Raw genomic sequence first — 17,410 nt, forward strand, 5'->3', positions numbered from 1 at the left:
ATGTGGCGTTCGAGTGAATTATTCTGCGAATACCTTGGTCACCATGGCTGGCGTCGCAGTGTTCGTCCATCATTACAGATATTCGACATCCGATGGAACAGGATTCCGCTATGGGTTATTTATGGTTTGTGGTTGCGCTTTGCATGTGTTTGGCCGCGCCTTTGTCAGCAGAGGGCCAGCAAGCCCCTTGCTCTGATCCAGACTGTGAAGACACAGCGCAGTCTTCGTCAGCCCGGAAAAAGCTGGCGGGCAAGCCGGTTGTGGACGAGTACGCCCAGGCCCGTGGCCGCGCTGAAATACGTTTTCCACTGCTGACCCAACCCGATTTGAGCGCAGACCTGCGGCCCTATATCCAGGTAAAAGATGCCGAAAGCGGCTCTTCTGTGCCTTTCGGCGTGCTCACCCGCGAAAAGCAGTTGCTGATCACCGGGCTTGAGCCAGTTACGGCCTACACGATCAGGTTCCGCAAAGGGCTGCCGTTAAGCACGGGCTCGCTGGCACAAGCGCAGACCCTAACAGCAACCACGCCCAAGCTGAAAAATAGCCTGACCATTACCAATGGCAGCGGCGTGGTGTTAGTACCTGCCGGCAGTGCGCCGTCTTTGCAGGTGCAGGCGATAGGCCATCAGCGGGTTCAGGTTACCGTGCAGGCCCTTTTGCCGGCGGTTGCCCGTCGCTTGCTGGAATCAGAGCAGCTTAGCGAAAAAGGGTATTTCGACACTAACGAAAGCAAGCTGTTGCACCAGCAAGTGATTGCGCTGCAACCGAACGTTTATGGCGAAGCCAGCCTGAATATTGATTTGAGCAAAGCGGACCTGCCCGCGGGTGCTGCGTATTTGGCTCGGGTGTCGCCCTGTCGCGATGCAGACTGCGAGCTAACCCGCTATCGCAGTTATGACGATCAGCAAGTGGTGGTACTGCATTCGCGCTACGCGCTTTCAGCCTTGGTGGCCGATAGCGAAACCCTGGTGTCGATGCGGGATTTTGACAGCGGCGAACTGATTGCCCGCGGCAGCATCGAACTGCTGGCTAAAAACTCCGAATCCTTGGGCAGCTTCGCCATTCGTGGCGATGGCTACGCCCGAATTCCCAACGCGCTGATGCGCGGTCAGAACGGCTCGGCGCCCGCCTTGTTGATCAACGAAAACAATCGCGCCCTGAGCTATCTATCGCTGAATGAATCGCCTTTGTCGCTGGCGCAATTGCCGGTGGATGGCGCTGACACCGCGGTGTTGGGTGATGGCTATTTGCGTACCGAGCGCGGCGTGTATCGCGGTGGTGAAAGCGTGTATTTCAGCGCCATCGCCCGCGCTGACGATCTGGTGCCCATGGCCGGGCAGAATCTCACCCTCAAAATCATCCGCCCGGACTCCAAAGTATTGACCAGCCAGCCTGTTACTAGCGACAGCAACGGGTTGCTCAGCACCGAAATAACCCTTGGTGCCACGGCCCATAAAGGTCGATACCGCGCGCAATTGCTGCTGGGTGATACCCAGCTGGCCAGCACCGGTTTTCAGGTGGAAGATTTTGTACCAGAAACCATGGAAGTGAACATCACCGGGTTACCGGAGTTCGCGGCTATTGATCAAACGCTGGCCTTTTCAACCGAAAGCCTGTTTCTGTTTGGCGCGCCGGGTGCCGACAGGCCCATTTCTGCCCAGCTGCGGGCAAACCCCACGCGCCAACCCTTCGACGTATTCGACGGTTTTAAATTTGGTGGGCTGGATGAAAACCATCAGCAGCAAGCTCTGCTGGACTCGCAAACCCTGCAAACCTCGGAGGCAGGCCGGGCGGATTTCGAATTCAGCGCCAGTGCGTTTGAATCCATCGCCAACAGCGAACTGCCCCAGCGCGTAACGGTCGCTGTGGAGCTGGAAGAAGTATCCGGCCGGGTAACCCGCCAAAAAGAATCGGTGTTTGTGGCGACCCAGCCGAGCTGGATAGGTGTAAAACCCGCTGACGCCCAGAGCGGGTATGGCAGCGGCAGTACACCCGAATTTTTGCTGACCAGTGTTAATGCGCGCAGCGGCCAGGCTAACTCGGAAACCGTGCGCTGGCGGCTGATTGAGGAAGAGTGGGACTATTACTGGACCCGCAGCGGCGAAGGCTGGGATTACCGCATCGAGTATTACGAGCAGGGCGTTCGCGCCAGCGGTACGGTTGAGGTGAACGCAGCCAGCAACCTTGCCCAGGCGACCCTGACCTTGCCGGCTTTGAGTAACGGCCGTTACAAACTGGAGCTGCTACCGGAAACCGGCCAACCCACCCAGACCCGCCTACAAGTAGGCTGGTGGAGCACTTCCGGCGCCAGCGCAGCGGTGCCCGACGTGCTGGACGTTGCGGTGTCTGACCTGCAACCGAATGCCGGCGACACGGTGACCGTGTCTATAGATGCACCGTTTAACGGCACCGCGGAAATCATGCTGGTGACCGATAGTGTTCTTAGCGTTCATCAGGTTGTATTGGCCGATCGCAAAGCCAGCGTGGATGTAAAAGCTCCGGCCGGTGCCAGCCAGGCCTACGTGCTGGTGAAAGCCTATCGCCAGGCGCCTGCCGGTTCGGCTGGCGCTGCCCGTGCGGTTGGCGTGGCTCATCTTTCCATCGAGCCGGAGCGCTTTCGCCGCCAGGCATCTATGGATTTGCCTGAGTTTGTGCGCCCAAACCAGACCGTGAGCCTGACGGTGAATGTGTCGGATGCAGCCGACGGCGCCAGCCTGGTGGTTTCAGCGGTGGATATTGGCATTCTGAACCTGACTAATCACCCCCAGGCCACGGCGTTTGACTGGTTCACCCGCAAGCGGAGCTTTAGTGCGGACCTGTTCGACCCATATGGTTTGGTGTCGCGCCTGAGTGATGACATTGGCGGCACCAATCTGGTGGTGGGTGGCGACGAAGCCGCCGCTGAACAGCCCAGTCGCAAAACCTTCTTCGAGACCATTGCCCTGCAAACCGGTGTGGTGAAGGTGCGTAACGGCAAAGCCGAGTTTGCGCTTGATATTGGCCAGATCAACGGCCGCCTGCGCTTGGACGTAACCGGCTCTGATGGCCGCCGTTCCATACAGTTTAGCGACGAACTGATTGTGCGCGAGCGCGTAGCCGTAAATTCATCGGTGCCGCGTACCGTTACCCGGGGTGATCGCTTTCAGGCCGGAGCCTCGCTGACGCTGACCGAAGGCGAGGCGCAAACGGCCGCTTTGGAGTGGTCGGTGACTGGGCCGTTTGAGCTGGGAGCCTTTGAGCGGGGACAGTCCGAAGGACAGTCCCCTCAATCCCAGCCGTCCGGCGAAGCCCGGGGACAGTCCGAAGGACAGTCCCCTCAGTCTGGCCAAGCCCGGGGACTGACCTCTGGTCTGTCCCCTAAGTCTCAGTCCCGGGGACTGACCTCTGGTCTGTCCCCGCAGTTAACCACCAAGATAACCTGGACAGCCTCCGGCCAGACCCGCGAAGTATCCGTACCGGTGAAGGTAACCGCCAACGGTCAGGGCAGCATTGGCCTGCGCGTTACACTGGCAGATGGCCACGAACAATCGTACCAATGGCCGCTGCTGTCACGCCCCGGCGGCTCGTTGATTACCCTGACCGAAACCCGGGAAGTAGCGCCTGGCGCCACAACCGCGGTACCACTGGACCTGCTGGCAGTGTTAGATGACGGCCGCGCCAGCCTGTCGGTCAGCCGCTTCCCGTTGCCAGACCGCACCGCATTGGCGGCGAGCTTATCGCGCTACCCCTACGGTTGCCTGGAGCAAACGGTGTCCCGGGCGTTTCCCCTGATTGTGATGGATCAGCAGTTGGCCGAGCGCGGCAATTTCACCGAAGCGCGTGAGCACCTGGGCAAAAGCTACCGCCGCATAGCCGATCTGCAACGTTCCTCCGGCATGTTCAGTATGTGGAGTGACGGTGGCGATTCGGAAGAATGGCTCAGCATGTACGCCTATGAATTTCTGCTGCATCCGTTGCCCGAAGGCGTGTTTGAGCCCGACGAAGCCCGAAGTCTTGATCGCCTGCGTCAGCAAATGCTGACGGACATGGCGCCCAATTTGCCGCGGTTGATGGGCTCCAACAACGCCGAGGTAAAGATTTATGCGCTGCTGCTAGCTGCTCGGCAGGGCAACGCGGATGTGGGCGAAATGCGGTATTTGCTGAGCCAAGCTGACGGACTGGCCATGACCAGCGCGTCTCAGCTGGCCATGGCGTTCAGCCTGCTGGGCGACAAGCCCCGCGCCGAGCAGGCTTTCGCCATCGCCGCTCGGGCGGATATCGAAAGTTACCGGTATTCTACCTACGCTACGCCGGTTCGCCACAGAGCAGCACTGGCCCGTTACAGCGCCGAAGCCAAATCGGATAAGGCGGAAAGCGCGCTGGCCGCGATGACGACCGCGGTAAACAGTGACCCGTGGCTGAACACCCAGGAAAAAGCCTGGGCTTACCTGGCCACAGAAGCCGCCCATGCCAGTGCAATGCCAAAAGACGGTGCCTGGTCACTGAACCGCCCGGTAAACGAGTTGAATCTGAGCGAAGCGGACAAAGGCCTTACGCTGACCAATCATTTCGACGAAGCTCTGCACCTGACCCTGGTGGCAACGGGCAATCGTGCCGAACGCGGCTCTGAAGAGAATGCCGGAAATGAGCCTGCTAAAAACTTGCCGCCATCCATTGCAAAACTGTTGCAGGGTGATACCGAAGGCAAACCCGCCGATGTCAGCCTAATCCAAGGTTTCGCCATTGTTGGTACTGATATGAAGCCCCGTGAGGCTAGCCTTAAAGACGGCATCATTGAACTGCAACAGGGTGAGCTTCTGGTGAGCACCGTGGCCGGAAAAATCACTCTTGAGCGGGCGGATGGTGAGTGGTTGATTGAGCAAAAAGCCGCCGGCGGGCTTGAGATCGAGAATCCGAATCTTGGCGGCATAAGCGTAGAAACTCTATTTGAACTGCTGGGTTTTCCTTGGCAGCCAAAAGATAGCGCGCACTCGCTCTATCTGGACGACCGCTTTACCCAAGTGATTAGGCCGCGTTATCGGTTTGGTAAAAACGACCGCCTGGAATCCGTGTCGGTGTGGCGCGCTGTTACGCCTGGAAACTACCGTATGCCGGCGACCTACATGGAAAATATGCTGAACCCATCGTTGAATGCCTCCACCGAGGGTGTTCGCATCCATGTTACGGCGAACTAGTTTTGACGGTAGTCATAAGCCTGGTCTCAAACCGGGTTTTCACAGAAACGTAAAAAGAGACGCTGTAAAAAGCCGCTGGTTGAAGCTGTTCGCCGCGACATTCATTGTTGCGGGTTTGCTGGCTCAGCCGCTGGTGCAGTGGGCGGCGCTGCCGATGGAACGCTTGGATCAGCAAAGCCTTGTGTTGGCGGACAATCAGGGCGAATGGCTGCACGTGCGGCTGCTGGGCGAAAGCTACCGGTTGCAGCCCCAAGGGGAAGTCAGTCAGGCCTATATCAATCTGCTGCTGGCCTACGAAGACCGGCGCTTTTACCAGCATCCGGGTGTAGACCCGCTGGCCATTGTGCGGGCCACCATCAACAACGTGAGCCACGGAAGAGTGGTATCGGGTGCGTCGACTATTTCCATGCAGGTCAGCCGTTTATTGCGGCCCCATACGCGTACGCTGGCGGGCAAAGTGCGCCAGGCAATGGGCGCGCTGTGGCTGGAGGCTCATTATTCCAAGCAGGAAGTTCTTAATGCCTACCTCACGCTGGCCCCTTTTGGTGCAAACGTGGAAGGCATCGAAATGGCCAGCCGCTATTGGTTCGACAAATCGCCGGTGGCACTGACCCACGCCGAAGCCGCGCTGCTGGTAGCGCTGCCCCAGCGCCCGGCGAAACATCGGCCGGACCGGTTTCCAGAAATAGCCCGTGCGGCTCGGGACCGGGTGCTGCGCAAAGGCTTTGAAAGCGGCCTGTTGACCCTTGCCGAATACACCGACGCCACCTTAAGCCCGCTGCCAGTTAATTCCGTGAGTTTCGCCCAGTTAGACCACCACCTGGCAGATCGGGCCATGGCGAAGGGCTTGTCTGGCTTGAATGCCACAACCTTGAACCGCACCACCCAGCGCAACCTGAACGCCATGAGTGCGAATTGGGCTTTGCCCCCTGGCGTCAATGTGTCAGCGCTGGTGCTAGATACCAACGGTGCAATGGTCGCGCACCTGGGTTCCCAGGACTATTTCAACGCTCGCTCCAGTGGCGCTGTTGATTTCAGCGTGCAAGCGCGTTCGCCAGGTTCGGCCCTGAAACCGCTGATTTACGCCTACGCCGAAACCGCCGGCGTACTGCGATTTGAAGAGATTTACACCGACCAGCACACCGATTTTGGCGGCTACACGCCGGATAACTTTGACCATAGTGAAAAAGGCCAGCAAACCTTTGGCGATGCGCTCACCCGTTCCCATAACCGCGCAGCGGTGGAAGCCCTGCAACGTTTGTCGCCCGCGGCCTTTGAGTCTGAACTCCGCGCCCGCGGCGCCACTCTTTATGGCGATATTGGTCTGCCTATTGCCGTTGGTGGTATTGGTCTTACCCTGCAAGATCTGGCGGGTTTGTACACCGGATTGGCCCAAGGCCAGCACAGCTCAAAAGCGCACTGGCTAAAAAGCGCCGAAGCCGTAACGCGACCAATGAATGACCGCAGTGCGGCCCGCACCACTCATCATTTGCGGCGGGTGGCGTTACCGGAAAACCGCGCGCGCACGTCTACACTGAATAATTTCGCCCTGAAAACCGGCACCGGCCCCCGCGGCAGCGATGCCTTGTCTGTGGTGTATACCCGCGATCACGTTATAGCGGTGTGGGTTGGCAGCCCGGATAACGCCGAATTGCCCAGCCACACCGGCCTGCAAACCGCCGCGCCCATTGCGCTGGCGATACTGGATGCCCTGGGGCCCGGGCGGCCACCCTTGTCACTGGCCTCTGGCCCAGCCATAAAACCTGATTCTTGGCGTCAGCAGAGTATGAAAGTGGTGTTCCCCTGCAATGGCCTGGAGCTGGCCTTTCCACCGGGACGAGACGCCATACGCCCGCGCCTGACCGGGGCCGAGTACCCGGTGAGTGTGGTGTTGAACGGCCAGCAACTGGTAACCCTGGAGTCGCCGCGGGATACGCTGCGCTTTCCAACCGCCGGATTCTGGACGCTGGACATTCAGGACGCCCGCTCGCAGCATGCAAGTCTTGCGCTGCGGGTAATGGGGCAGAGTGGGAGTGAGCAGTAAACAGGCAGGTTCAAAAAATCTGGACTAAAGTGCTAATCACTGCCAACGAGGATGGACTCATTTTGAAGAAAAGCGCGTTACCTATTCTGTTAGCGGCGGAATTGCTGTCAACACTGCGCAACCGTTACTCGTTAAAGCCGAAGATTTTGGTTTGGCTGGCGGTATAGAGGCTCTGCGTGAAATAGCAGGTCTAACCTCTATAGCCACTGCCGTGCCGGTAACGGCGAATTTGGTGTTCCGGGTTAATAAATAGCATCAATGTTCATGGATTAGCTGGCGAAAGAAAATCAAAAGACAGCAGCAATCGACGCTCGTCGGGATTCATAGAAGGCGAACGATGAACCATGCCCGCGCCCTCGTTACCCTCCCACAGCTCGCCTTTTAATAAAGCGACGTCCCCGGGTAACAGCGTTTTGATATGATTTTCCGAGGGGTACAGGCCGCTTTCTTCATCGTTCAACCCGCCGTTGCCGGCGCCAAGCTTGCTGCGATTGACGCTTTGATGGGGGAGCCAGTCCGTGCCTGTGCCCAGATAGGTGGTAATCAGGCGACAAGGTATTCGATCAACATGGAACCTCGGGCACATGGCATGGGTCAGCGTCGCAAAGCGAAGGCCAATCATGTTGAGTTCAAACAGGCAGCCAAACATATCAACCAAAAAGCCGATATCTTTTTGCAGGTGAGGATAGGCCTCCAGATGGGGCAGGGCCTCTTCAACATTAGGCGTGTTTGCTGCGGACATTATGGTTCGATGACTGCTGATCCCTTTTTTCTGGCTCAGGGCCTGAGCTTCCGAAATTAACTCGGCGCCCATGGAACGCCGCCAAACAGCCATGTTGACATCGTCTCGATAGATTTCTGCAAGGACATCGGGCAAGTCCCCAAAAACAGCTTGCCGCGCTCGCGATAGATTTTGTGATGCCTTTGACATCATGCCTCAGCCTCCCAGATCGGAAACGGATCGGCCAGGTGTTGCCACTGAGTCGGCCCGGCCAGCAGTTCATCGTCGTTCAGCAAGCAGTCGTTGAGCGCTTGGTTAAATTGCGACTGGTCGAGATTCTGGCCTATAAACACCAGTTCTTGCCGCATATCGCCGAAGGGGTCTTGCCAGTTTTTTTGAATCTCGTTAAGGGAGTCTTCATCTTCCGGCCACTGGTCTTTTGGCACCGCCTTCCAGAACATACCGGCAAAGCCGTGGCGAGCCATGCCGCCTGCCTGGCTCCAGTGTCCGGCGAAATCGGGCCGGCTGGCGAGCCAAAAGTAGCCTTTGGAGCGAATCAGTTTGCCTTTGATACCGTTACCGTGCAGGAAGTCGTAAAACCTTTGGGGATGGAAGGGTCGGCGTGCGGTGTAGGTAAAGCTGCCGATGCCGTATTCTTCGGTTTCCGGCACGTGCTCGCCACGCATTTCCTTTAGCCACCCGGGGGCCTGCTGAGCGCGCTCGAAACTGAACTTACCTGTGCCCAACACTTGGTCGACATCTACCTGTCCGTTCTGGATAGGCACTATTTCCGCTTCGGTATTCAGTGCTTTCAGTATGGCGATCAAGCGCTGCAATGTGCCTTCGTCAACCAGATCGGTCTTGCTGATCAGGATAACGTCGGCAAACTCCACTTGATCCACCAGTAAATCGGTAACGCTGCGTTCATCCTCTTCGCCCAGATGTTCACCGGTTTCCTGCAAGTCTTTGGCCTCGTCGTAATCTCCCATGAAATTCAAGGCATCCACAACCGTCACCATGGTGTCCAGCTGGGCGATATCAGACAGACTATTGCCGTCTTCATCGGCAAAAGTGAAGGTTTCCGCGACAGGCAACGGTTCGGAGATGCCGGTAGATTCAATCAATAAATAATCAAATCGACCCTCATCAGCTAGCTTGCGTACCTCCAGCAACAAGTCTTCACGCAAGGTGCAACAGATGCAGCCGTTGCTCATTTCAATGAGTTTTTCCTCGCTACGATTTAATTGCACCTCGTTTTTCACGTCACTGGCGTCAATGTTGATTTCGCTCATGTCGTTGACAATAACTGCCACCCGACGGCCCTCTCGATTATTCAACAGGTGGCTCAAAACTGTGGTTTTGCCAGCACCAAGAAAGCCCGATAGCACGGTGACGGGTAGTTTTTTGCCAGTATTTTTCATAAATTTCCGCTGCTTCTGATAAGAATTAAAAATGTTATAACATATCATAAGTCAGAGGCGAGAATAGGACAACTCCTGTTTTAACAATACTTTTGATGGGGAATAAGGCTTCGCCTACCGAGTCGGTAGGCGAACTCGTACTTCTGCGTTCATTTACAAAAGTGCGTTATTCCGGCGTAACCTGGGTGAGGTGATTGCCCTGCACATCGCTTCATATCAAGACTGAAAAACCGCCCGGGATCGAATGTTGTTTCAGCGCTTCTGGTAAGCAGGCGCCGTTTCAACGGCCTCAGCCAGCATCTCGGCGGTAATGGCTGACAGGGTCCAACCCAAATGGCCGTGACCAGTATTGTAGAACACCGTCGGCAGGCGACCCGGGCCAACGCGCGGCATCATAGTGGGAAGCATAGGGCGCAGACCTGCCCATGGCACAACGCGCCGGGTACTGACACCGGGGAAGCATTGCTCAACCCAACGGGTGAGCGGGCGAATACGGTCATCCCGGATGTTGCGATTGTAGCCGTTGAATTCCGCCGTACCCGCAATGCGGAAACGATCATCGCCCAACCGGCTGGTGACCAGTTTGGTAGCATCGTCCAGCAGGCTGACGGTTGGTGCCGCTTGCCGAGACGCTTCGTCGTCCAGTTCAACCGTGATGGAATAGCCCTTCACCGGATAAATGTTAACGCGGTCGCCCAGCTTCGCCGCCAGCTCCTTGCTGCCGACGCCAGCGCAAACCACGACACCGTCGAAGGTGTTACGAATCTGTTGTTCGCCATCAAAAGACGTTACCCAGGCATGGGATTGATCTGCGCTCAGCTCGGTAACCGTGTGGCCGTAACACGTTTTGACGCCGCGGCGCTGGATGGCATCGGCCAGGCCGCTGGTAAACTTGTGAATATCACCCGTGGAATCGCTTTCAGTGAAAAAGCCACCGTAGTAGGTGCCAGCCAGGGTGGGTTCGATGGCCTTCATTTCATCGGGGGTGACGGCCCGGCGTTCCAGACCTCCTGCTGCCAGCAATTTCGAGACCTTTGCCGCGTGGTCAAAGCCGGCCTTGTCGCGATAGATATGCAGAATGCCCTGTTCCTTTAAGTCGAAATCAATACCTTCTTCTTTTGCCCATGAAAACAGATGCTCACGGGCAGCGATCGCCATGCGGGTGGTTTCAGTGGTGTTTTTCTCGTACTGGGGAATGGCCGCGATAAACTCGGCAAACCAGCTCATCTTGTGCCAGGAGGGCTTGGGATTCACCAGCAGCGGGGCATCGCTGTGGAACATCCATTTCATGCCTTTGATCACGGTCTGCCAGTTGTTCCAGACTTCGGCATTGGACGCCGAGAGTTGTCCGCCGTTCGCGAAAGACGTTTCCATAGCCGCATAACGATGCTTTTCATAGACGGTGACGTCGAAGCCGCGCTTCGTTAAAGAATAAGCGGTGGTGATGCCGGTGATGCCACCGCCAATAACTGCAATATGTTTCATAACAATCTCCAGAGAGCGCCCAGGGTTGGCTGCCTACCCAAAATGGTAGAAGCACCCCTTCCGTCTCTGGACCTGAGAGATTCACGAGCCGTTTCAGTAAAACCGGCCGCTTGCTCCTTCGGTGTGCCAAGTGACGCAGTCATCGGCAGCTCTTCGGAAAGTTATCGTGTTAGCGGTCCCTTTTGCCTGAGAGTTTCCGGGGCAGTTGCTCCTTCGGCGCCGGCCACACAGCTGTGTGGCACAGTCTCTCCCGCTAACACCTATAATCTGCAGTTTACGTCAGTTTGATGCGCAATAAAAAGAGCAGGCTCGTTTTGCGCATCGGTTGCAGCAAGAGACGATGCTGCTTCATGAATTTATCTATTACAAGCCCCATTTGCGCCTGACAGTAGACAGCGTCAACTAGCTTGGCTATTGCCGGCAGGCGTTCAACGCCTTCGAGACCAAGCAGTGACCAATCAGGAGGACGCCGCTTGAATGTGATCAGGAATCGTCGTTCTGATTCTGTTAATGATGAATTGACAAGATAAACAAGGCGATCCACGACACCCAGATCCATAGTCACACCACGAAAACCTTATTCTCTCGTGTTTGTGGGCATGACGTGACTGGTGCCTGGCCCTTCTTAGCTCGATCGACCTTAAAATAAATCTTTCCCGGGCTTTGTAGAAATGGCGAAATAGTAGCCTATACTTTTTGCGTGAGGTACGTTCTTACAGGAGGTGCACCATGGGCAAAATAGAACGCCGTGGATTGTGGATCGCCGGAGAATCCGTCAGCGGGGAGCAGTCCCGATGGTTCGCCACGATGAATCCGGCAACGAATGAGGTCATCTGCGAGGTGGCCGAAGCCGGCGATGAGGATGTGGATTCCGGGGCAGACTGCCTCAAGTACTGCGCAGGCCAGGCCTCGTCTCTGCAGGGCGAGTACCAGCAACTCAACGGCGCCTTTTTCTATACCCGCCCCAAGCCTCTTGGCGTCTGCGCCGGTATAGGCGCCTGGAATTATCCCATTCAGATTGCCTGCTGATATCACTCCCGTCGAGATGCCTTTCGGCGGACACTGGAGCATTACATACGGCTGAAAAGCGTTTACGTTGCAACCGAAGACGTGGACTCACCTTATTGACGCATTCTATAGAAGGACCTGGCCATTATGGTCATGGGGCGGGCCCGGAATGTTTGCCTGAGAGTTCGGAGGAAAACTCCGGTGCCGTCTCTGAACGGAGTGCGCAATAGTGAAGCAGCAAATGAAGGAATCTGGTGATCGGCTCAACCCGGTGGTCTTCTTCGGGTCCTCAATCCTCATCGTGGTGTTCGCCTTGTGGACGATGTTTTTCACCGAGAATGCCGAGGGTCTGATCAACACGCTTCTCGGCTGGGTCTCGGACACCTTCGGGTGGTACTACTTTCTGACCGTGGTGGCCTACCTGGTTTTCGTGATTTTCATCGCGGCATCGCGCTTCGGTGACATCCGCCTGGGCCCGGATCACTCCAAGCCCGAGTTCAACCTGGTCTCTTGGGCATCCATGCTATTTGCCGCGGGTATCGGGATTGATCTGTTGTTTTTCTGTATTTCCGAACCGGTCTCACAGTTCCTCAATCCGCCTCAGGGTGAGGGTGGTACGGTGGAGGCAGCACGCCATGCGATGGAACTGACGTTTCTGCACTGGGGCATTTCCGGCTGGGGCATCTACACCCTGGTGGGCATGTCACTGGCCTACTTCAGTTACCGGCACAAGCTGCCACTGACCATCCGGTCTGCGCTCTACCCCGTTTTCGGCGAGCGTATTTATGGGCCGATCGGACATGCGGTGGACATTGCCGCAGTGCTTGGCACCGTGTTCGGGATTGCCACCAGTCTCGGTATTGGCGTCATCCAGCTCAACTATGGCCTGTCTACAATGTTCGGCCTTCCCGAAAGCACCTGGATCCAGGCACTGCTGGTGACCATGATCGTGGTGTTCGCCACGTTATCAGCCGTCAGTGGCGTGGAGCGGGGAATCCGGCGCCTGTCGGAGTTCAACATGCTGTTGGCCACTGCCCTGATGATCTTCGTGCTGTTTGCGGGGCCGACTCTGTTCCTGCTGAATGCCTTTGTTCTGAACGTGGGGGATTATGTCAGCAATTTTATCAGCCTGTCCTTTAATACCTACGCCCATGACCAACCCGAGGATTGGCTGAATGCCTGGACGCTCTTCTTCTGGGCGTGGTGGATCGCTTGGGGGCCATTCGTTGGCCTGTTCCTGGCGCGCATTTCCCGGGGACGGACCATCCGCCAGTTCACCATAGGGACACTGATACTACCGCTGACATTCATGATGATCTGGATGTCGATCATGGGCAACAGTGCCATTGACATGGTGATGAAAGGTGCCCAGGAATTCGGTGAGCTCGCTGTCGAAACGCCGGCCTCGTCGATCTACATATTCATGCAGAGCCTGCCCTGGGCCGGGGTCACCACTATTGTGGTATCCATCCTGGCTCTTGTCTTCTTCGTCACTTCCGGCGATTCGGGGGCGCTGGTGCTGTCCAACTTAACCTCCATCCTTACGGATGTGAACCATGACGCCCCGATCTGGATGCGCATCCTCTGGGCGGTGATCATCGGCCTGCTGACCCTGGCACTGCTGATGGCCGGCGGGCTGGGCGCCCTTCAGGGCACGGTGGTCATTATGGGGCTGCCATTCTCGGTGGTGCTGTTCTTCATGATGTTTGGCCTGTTCAGGGCTCTCAAGACCGAATCACTCAAGCACGGCATGAGTCCCATGCACGGGATGCCCACGGCCGCCGAAGGCAAATCGCTGTCCTGGCGCCAGCGGCTTGCCCGGGCCATGAGCTTTCCGGATCGGAAGGGCGCCCTCAAGTTCATGGATGAGACGGTGCGCCCGGCCATGGAGGAGATCCGTGACGAGCTTCGAAACAAGGGCGTGGCGGCGGATATTCAACGGGACAAGGATGAGCCCCATCTTTCGCTGGACGTAGACCTTGGCAACGATGGCCACTTCACCTATCAGGTTTGGCCACGGTCAGTTCCAATGCCCGCGTTCGCCATTCGACCACATTCCGAGACCAGCACTTATTACCGGTTGGAAGTACACCTGATTAATGGCGGCCAGGGTTACGACCTAATGGACTACGGTCGCTCCCAGATCATCGAGGATATTCTCGATCAGTATGAGCGTCATCTGGCCTATCTGCAGCGCCTCCGAGAAGCGCCGGGCGATGTCTCCATGCCGGGTCTGGGCGATCCTGTAAAAGAGTGAAAGCATGTGCCGAACGCCAAATGACCTTCAACGATCAGAAAAGGAGTTTGCACATGCGTAATACACGAGTCGATGCGGCAGGTGTTGACCAGGCAACAAGGCTCTGGGCACATCCTTTTTCAGGCCAAGCACAGGGGAGTATTGTCACGTGACTGATGAAAGTTTCGACCGGACAGCCGACTATGTCATCATCGGAGCCGGTTCGGCCGGCTCTGTTCTGGCCAACCGACTGAGTGCCGATGGCAACAGCAACGTTTTGGTGCTGGAATTCGGTGGCAGGGACAACTCGATCTATATCCAGATGCCGCTGGCATTCTCCATTCCGCTGAACAAGCCCCGCTTTGACTGGCAACTGCATACGGAACCCGAACCCGGACTTAACCACCGCTCCCTGCACCAGGCCCGCGGTAAAGTTATCGGAGGCTCCTCGTCCATCAATGGTATGGCCTACGTCCGGGGCTCGGCGGGCGACTTCGAGGAATGGGAGTCCCTGGGTGCCGAAGGATGGGGGTATGCTGATGTACTGCCATACTTTCGCAGGGCCGAGGATTGTGTCTATGGAGCGGATGCCTACCGGGATACCGATGGGCCAGTGGGGGTGTGTAATGGCAACAACATGCGCAACCCGCTCTATCGGGCGTTCATCCAGGCCGGGGATGAAGCTGGCTACGGCCGCACCGAGGACTACAACGGCTACCGTCAGGAGGGCTTCGGCCGCATGGACATGAGTGTCCGGAACGGTGTGCGATCATCCACCGCCAACGCCTACCTGAAACCGGCCCTCAAACGCAGCAACCTGTCGCTGGAGATGCATGCCCTGACACGGCGGATCATCATGGAAGGAAAGCGAGCCGTGGGGGTGGAGTACCAGCAGAAGGGCCAAATTTTCCGGGTGGCGGCACGGAAGGAAGTGCTGGTTTGTGCCAGCGCCTTCAATTCCCCCAAGCTACTGATGCTCTCCGGCATCGGGCCTGCGGAACAGCTTCGCGAACATGGCATTGAGGTGGTCCATGACCTGCCCGGGGTGGGGGAGAATCTCCACGATCATCTCGAAGTCTGGGTCCAGCACCGCTGCACCCAGAAAATCACGCTCAATGGCTGGTTGAATCCATTGGCTCAGGCCTGGATCGGCGCCCGCTGGCTGTTGACTCGCACGGGCCTGGGGGCGAGCAACCAGTTCGAATCCAATGGCTACATACGCAGCCGGCCGGGCCTCCGCTACCCCGACCTGCAGTATCATTTCCTGGCTGGGGCGATCGCCTATGATGGCTCCAGTGCCGTGAAAGGGCACGGCTTCCAAGTACATCTGGGCGCCAACAAGCCAAAAAGCCGGGGCTGGGTGAGATTGCGCTCTGCTGATCCGGAAGATCCGCCACGGATATTCTTCAATTATCTCTCGGATGAGGCCGACAGACAGGCGTACCGGGATGGTCTCCGCCTTACCCGTGAGCTATTCGCCCAACCGGCTTTCGATCCCTTCCGCGGAGAAGAGGTTTCTCCGGGGTCGGACGTAACAACAGACGACGAGATTGATGACTGGGTTGCCGGCAGCGCCGAGACCGCCTACCACCCCTGCGGCACCTGCCGCATGGGCACTGACGAGCTGGCGGTGGTCGACACCGAGTGCCGGGTACACGGTGTGGAAAACCTGCGGGTTGTGGATTCCTCAATCATGCCCGCAGTAACCAACGGCAATATCAATGCCCCCACAATCATGATCGGCGAAAAGGCCGCCGATCACATACTCGGAAAAGGGCTCCTAGAACTGTCCGGGTCCGCTTCATACGCAGCCCCGGACGGGGGTACGAAACAGCGCGAAGGAACACCGCGGCGGCGGGCTGACGAGGTGGAGTAACAGCCCGGCATGCCCTGGTGAAAAGTCATGTCCTGATGGACTTTCTGGCAGAAGCCGTTTGCTCGCTACCTATTCCCAAGCATTCCGATAAAATAAGAAGCAACGGAAGCGGAAGTGTTTGGGTGCAGAAATGCTGCACGTCAAAATATCGTTAACTGACTCGATGCGAATCAGAGGGCGATGGTGGGTTTATGTACCCGACCTGTACCCAGCCAGAAACGAAAAAGGGCACACCCGAAGATGTGCCCTAAGTCTTGAAGTATGGTCGGGACGGTAGGATTTGAACCTACTATAGACATCTCACCGTCCTCTCTCGCACAGTAAATCAAACGGTTACGTGCGTAGAGGTGCGGTACTAAGGTCAGATTGGGACAAGTTTTGGGACATCACTTTTTTTCCAAGGTGAGCTTCAACTTTTCCATTTCACGATAACTTTCTTCGCCATTCAACCACTTGGCGTATGTGGTCAACAGAACGATAATGCTGTGCCCGAGTTGGTTCGCTACGAAGGCGGGCGCCATCCCGGCCATTAGACATTGCGTGGCATAAGTGTGGCGCGTGTTATAGGTTCTCCTGTGTCGCATGCCTAATGCCTGTAGAGCGGCGGTGAAGACCACTCGTGGTGGCTTGTCGGTGAGCCATGCGTCGCCTGTCCTCGGGCTTCGGAAAATCTCTTCGCCGAGCTGACAGGTAAGTTTCTTCGCCTCTTGTAATGCTTCTTGCGCGCGATCATTCAGTAAGACCTCACGATTTTTTTTGGTTTTTGTTTGAAGGTTGAGCTTACCGTCAGTGCGTGTTTTGCTCACCATTGCTACACCTCGATTCCAGTCAATATCCTTCCAGGTCAGAGCTAACATCTCAGAAGTTCGCATTCCAGTCCAGAATGCAAATTGGATGTACGTGGCGTAAATCTTCTCATTTGCATTATATTTATTGTAAAGGTAGTCAATTGTTTTTTCAGCCTCTTTAATTGTAAATGGATCGTAACTATTCAGCTCAAATTTTCTAAAAAAGTTCTTGACAGGGTTTTGACTTCAATTCCGAGAACTTTGGCCGCACTCAGTGCGAGGCCATAAAGTCGTGCGCAGAACCTCCACCATCCTCTCGGTGCAGTCTTGTGCTGTCGCTCATCCCTTGGGCGCAGTGGCCTTGAAAAAGTCGCTCAAATCCGCGCTCAGGACGAAAAATTCGACCTGAAAAAGTCGTGCGATAATAACATTGTGGACAACTGGGTTGAAAATCACCGCTAACGGCGTACTCATAGTATAAAGTTCTCACAGCGCGGGGTGGAGCAGTCTGGTAGCTCGTCGGGCTCATAACCCGAAGGTTGTAGGTTCGAATCCTGCCCCCGCTACCATATTTAAAAAGCAGATCAGTAAATTACTGATCTGCTTTTTTTCTTGCCAAAATCCCGTCTTGCCTTCAGCTTGCGACTGGCTGCTCTA

10 protein-coding genes, 1 tRNA gene and 1 riboswitch are annotated in these 17,410 nt (G+C 56.5%); of the genes, 6 read left to right on the forward strand and 5 right to left on the reverse strand.

The genetic code is table 11. The features are described 5' to 3' along the window. Positions 1 to 110 precede the first annotated feature (110 nt). On the forward strand, positions 111 to 5,174 hold the full coding sequence (locus ATG98_RS14060; RefSeq protein WP_179888159.1) for an alpha-2-macroglobulin family protein: 5,064 nt from the start codon (positions 111 to 113) through the stop codon (positions 5,172 to 5,174). A 79-nt stretch (positions 5,175 to 5,253) separates the two neighbouring features. Then, a complete protein-coding gene (locus tag ATG98_RS14065; RefSeq protein WP_179888161.1) occupies positions 5,254 to 7,218 on the forward strand; it encodes a transglycosylase domain-containing protein in 1,965 nt (654 codons plus the stop codon). Positions 7,219 to 7,480: 262 nt separating this feature from the next. On the opposite strand, the gene ATG98_RS14070 is transcribed toward ATG98_RS14065, so the two are convergent. The 4 genes from ATG98_RS14070 to ATG98_RS14085 all read right to left on the reverse strand — a co-directional run bounded on the left by ATG98_RS14070 (position 7,481) and on the right by ATG98_RS14085 (position 11,404). Next, entirely contained in the window at positions 7,481 to 8,152 is a 672-nt protein-coding gene (locus ATG98_RS14070; protein WP_098423535.1) for a DUF1826 domain-containing protein, read from the reverse strand. Continuing rightward, the gene (zigA, locus tag ATG98_RS14075; RefSeq protein ID WP_098424456.1) at positions 8,149 to 9,360 is read right to left on the reverse strand and encodes a zinc metallochaperone GTPase ZigA; all 1,212 of its coding nucleotides are present in this window, start codon (positions 9,358 to 9,360) and stop codon (positions 8,149 to 8,151) included. The genes ATG98_RS14070 and zigA overlap by 4 nt, the downstream gene beginning before the upstream one ends. A 252-nt stretch (positions 9,361 to 9,612) precedes the next feature. Further along, positions 9,613 to 10,845 carry a D-amino acid dehydrogenase gene (locus ATG98_RS14080; RefSeq protein ID WP_098417806.1) on the reverse strand — a complete coding sequence of 411 codons (1,233 nt, stop codon included), beginning with the start codon at positions 10,843 to 10,845 and terminating at the stop codon, positions 9,613 to 9,615. Positions 10,846 to 11,008: 163 nt separating this feature from the next. Further along, positions 11,009 to 11,108: riboswitch (glycine riboswitch) on the reverse strand. A gap of 11 nt (positions 11,109 to 11,119) precedes the next feature. Next, a complete protein-coding gene (locus tag ATG98_RS14085) occupies positions 11,120 to 11,404 on the reverse strand; it encodes a hypothetical protein (RefSeq protein ID WP_098423536.1) in 285 nt (94 codons plus the stop codon). A gap of 170 nt (positions 11,405 to 11,574) precedes the next feature. On the opposite strand from ATG98_RS14085, the gene ATG98_RS14090 reads away from it, so the two are divergent. The 3 genes from ATG98_RS14090 (at position 11,575) to betA (ending at position 15,965) form a co-directional block, all read left to right on the forward strand. After that, positions 11,575 to 11,874 carry an aldehyde dehydrogenase family protein gene (locus tag ATG98_RS14090; RefSeq protein ID WP_098417808.1) on the forward strand — a complete coding sequence of 100 codons (300 nt, stop codon included), beginning with the start codon at positions 11,575 to 11,577 and terminating at the stop codon, positions 11,872 to 11,874. A 220-nt stretch (positions 11,875 to 12,094) separates the two neighbouring features. Beyond that, a complete protein-coding gene (betT, locus tag ATG98_RS14095) occupies positions 12,095 to 14,110 on the forward strand; it encodes a choline BCCT transporter BetT (protein WP_098421595.1) in 2,016 nt (671 codons plus the stop codon). 148 nt (positions 14,111 to 14,258) lie between these two features. Next, the gene (betA, locus tag ATG98_RS14100) at positions 14,259 to 15,965 is read left to right on the forward strand and encodes a choline dehydrogenase (protein ID WP_098423537.1); all 1,707 of its coding nucleotides are present in this window, start codon (positions 14,259 to 14,261) and stop codon (positions 15,963 to 15,965) included. 386 nt (positions 15,966 to 16,351) lie between these two features. Here the strand turns inward: betA and ATG98_RS14105 are convergent, their stop codons facing one another. Further along, entirely contained in the window at positions 16,352 to 16,960 is a 609-nt protein-coding gene (locus ATG98_RS14105) for a site-specific integrase (protein ID WP_098423539.1), read from the reverse strand. Between the two features lie 285 nt (positions 16,961 to 17,245). On the opposite strand from ATG98_RS14105, the gene ATG98_RS14110 reads away from it, so the two are divergent. Then, positions 17,246 to 17,322, forward strand: a tRNA-Met gene (locus ATG98_RS14110). Positions 17,323 to 17,410: the final 88 nt, after the last annotated feature.

It is taken from the genome of Marinobacter sp. LV10R520-4 (assembly GCF_002563815.1).
GTDB lineage: Bacteria > Pseudomonadota > Gammaproteobacteria > Pseudomonadales > Oleiphilaceae > Marinobacter.